2 protein-coding genes are annotated in these 3,177 nt (G+C 30.6%); both read right to left on the reverse strand.

Annotated features, from left to right (window positions below):
• A partial coding sequence (locus HOG88_RS01600) for a BREX-1 system adenine-specific DNA-methyltransferase PglX (RefSeq protein WP_295002451.1) occupies window positions 1-2,686 on the reverse strand: 2,686 nt, incomplete at its 3' end.
• A gap of 8 nt (window positions 2,687-2,694) precedes the next feature.
• A partial coding sequence (locus HOG88_RS01605; RefSeq protein WP_295002452.1) for a hypothetical protein occupies window positions 2,695-3,177 on the reverse strand: 483 nt, incomplete at its 5' end.

Raw genomic sequence — 3,177 nt, forward strand, 5'->3', positions numbered from 1 at the left:
CTTGTGCCATATTCGCAATCAATAGTCCATCACTATCAAGTGAGTATCTACCAAACATTACACCAACACCATAAGAGATAAACTGTTTCATAATCTCATCTGCTTGAAATACTAATGCACCATCAATGATTTTAGTTTCATTTTTGAGTATTGTTATATCTTTTTGCTCTACATCTGGTGTAAGTTCATCTTGTAGTCCATATATATCTATGAACAGTCTGTTTAGTTCTTCTTCATTTTGATGTAGAGTATCGTGTTGTTCTTTCCAATAGTTACAATAATCAGTGTAAGCTGTTTCTATCTTCGTGTCTGATTTATGCTTTATGAGTTCATTTGTAGTGAAGTTCCACGATGTTTCTCTGCTATCCCATTCTTCTTTTGAGATGTCTATGTTTTGTTGGGTTAGGATTCTTATCTTATTCTTGATGTCCTTAGACTTTGAAAATATTATTGGAAGTTGACCAATATATAATGTGTCAAAATGCATAGTTGGTATTAATAAATCTAAATAATTATTTATTAACTGTGTATTTAATAATGCTATTAGCTCTAAAATATCTTCCTTATTAATTGGAAAAGTCATTTTCCCAACATTGTTGGAGACAATACCTTTATTTTTATACCTTAAACTAAAATTACCAGATGAAATATCACTCCAAGTCAACCCACTTTCAAACAAGAAATCATCTTCATAACAAAATGCAACATCTGTTATATATTCATTGTTTCCATACCATCTTCTAAATGCTCCACCTTTATTTAATGGGACAAATTTTGTATTAATATTTTTATAGGAGTCTGTTGATAATGATATTTTTTTTAATTCACATTCTTGCCAAAACTTATACCATAAATCATTTTTACCATAACTTGGTTTTCCACTTTTCATTACAGTAATATCATTAAATTTTATATTCTGTTCAAATATTTCAATATTTTTTTTACTTATCCAATATGCTATTGGTATTCCTGGAATTTTTGAAAAGTTTTCTTGTTTAACATTATAAATATAATCCACATCTTCATTTATAGCTTGTAATGTTTTAATAGGTTGATTTTCTGAACCTTTAAAGTTAGATAGTTTTATATAGTTACCATTTTCTAAAGTTTGTGCATTCTTTAAAGTAAAAGAACAAACAGGCACTACTGCTGGTCCGAAAGCATTATATTCAAGTTGAACAAGATTTGTAATGGTTGTGTTTTTTAAAATATCTTTTCTAAGTAGTTCATAATATTTAGTAAACATCCATCCGTATGGAGTTACAAACCCCATATATCCATTTTTCTTTGTCATTTCTGGAATTCTTTCCATAAAACAAGCAAATAAATCTGATTTAGTTTTAGGGTAATTATAAGCTACAAATGATTTTATTTCAGCATTCATATATAAACTATTGATATATGGTGGGTTTGTAATTATACAATCAAACTTATCAGTAAGCATTTGTATTTGTAGTTTATACTCTTTTGAAGTTTGAGAAAATATACCATCATTAAAAGTTTCACTATCTTCAACTCTTACAAGTGAACCAAAGTTTTTAATACCTACAAATCTCTCATCGCCATATTCTTCAAGCTCTATAATATTTGGCTTTACAATTTTTCTAAAAAATCTCTTATGATAAAGTCTTGCTTTCATCGTAAGAGCAAAGTTTGCCAAGACCATAGCCCTTTTATCTATATCACATCCATAAAGATTATTTTCAAGTATTAGTGTTGGTATTTCACTTTTGTTGTAACCCTCTTCTTCATATATCTTTGTTAGTAAATCAAAAGCATAAGTTAGTATATGACCACTACCACAACAAGGGTCAAATATTTTTATCTCTTCTGGTAATAGCTTTTTATCCGATACAGTATCACGAGCTACATAATATTGCATACTTTCTTTTAGAGATGAGTTAGGATTATTTTCCATCCATAGCTGACCAAGTGTGTTATCTGTGATATATTGAACTAACCAATCTGGTGTAAAGAGTTGAGAAGCAAAAGGTATTTCAGAAGTTTTATATTTTTTCTTTGCTTGGATAACTTCATCTTTTTTCTCATTGATGTAGAACTGGTAAAGCCAACCAATTATTTCTACATCTTTAGAATCTTCTGAACTCATTGCTTCAACCACTTTGCTTCTTATAGAGTTAGAGCTAAGCATATCTTCTGGAAGTAGCAATTCTGTGTAATCCGAGATAGCTTCAAACATAAAAGGCATTAATCTTGAGTAGTTGTTACATGTAGCGATAAAAAGCATCTTATATGCTTCGTTATCAGGGTTATTTGATGGTATCTTACCATCTATGATGTCATAGAACTTTTTACGATCTAGTTTTAATTCATCATTAATCTCTCCACTCTTAGCAGAGTTAAACAATTCAGGAAGTGTTTGACCTTCAAGTGGAGATATAATAGACTCTTCTGTAATCTCATTGACATCCATAAATCTAAGAGCTATAAGACGGTTAAACCAAGTGTAGGCTACCTCTTCTATAAGTTCTTCTTTATTGGTTTTATCTATGACATCATCAACACTACATCTACTGGTTATTCTTCTGATGTTGTTTTGCTCATCTTTAAGCTCAACTGGAACATCATTACCTAAGCCAAGTAGATACTCAAGTTTAGTAGAGACTAAGCCCATTAGCTCTAGTCTCATCTCGGTTGCGAATCTTTTTAGTGCTGATTTGTTCATAAATATCCTTATAAAATTATTTGTTTTCCATCTTCAATCTGTTTTCGTAAATTCTCTTCTAATACTTTTATATATGCTGTTACATCTTCATCTGATTCTAGTTTAGAGATGTTTCTTGGCTTGATAGAGCTAAAACTAACTCTTGCAACTGTTTCAGTTGGTGTGTTTTCTTTGGTTCTTGGCATCAACTCTTCTATCTTTTCTAATCCCTTTGTGTAGAGAGTAGAGATATTCCCATCAGATGCTCTTTGGTTGATAAAATCAATATCTTTAGAGTTCGCTATAGTCTCATTCATAGTTTGCAGTGGTCTAATGACAAGATTTCTCTGTGATGCTTCAACTGCTGTGAAGTTTTTATCCTCTTGAAGCTGGGTTATGATGTTCTCTATTTTCTTAGTAGCTTCTACTCTTGATTTTTCAACAATCACTTCTAGTTGGCTTTGGATCTCTTTGAGTGAATCATTTGCTTTTTGAACCTTACGACCTTTAAA

The sequence above is a fragment of the Sulfurimonas sp. genome (genome assembly GCF_018698455.1).
GTDB lineage: Bacteria > Campylobacterota > Campylobacteria > Campylobacterales > Sulfurimonadaceae > Sulfurimonas.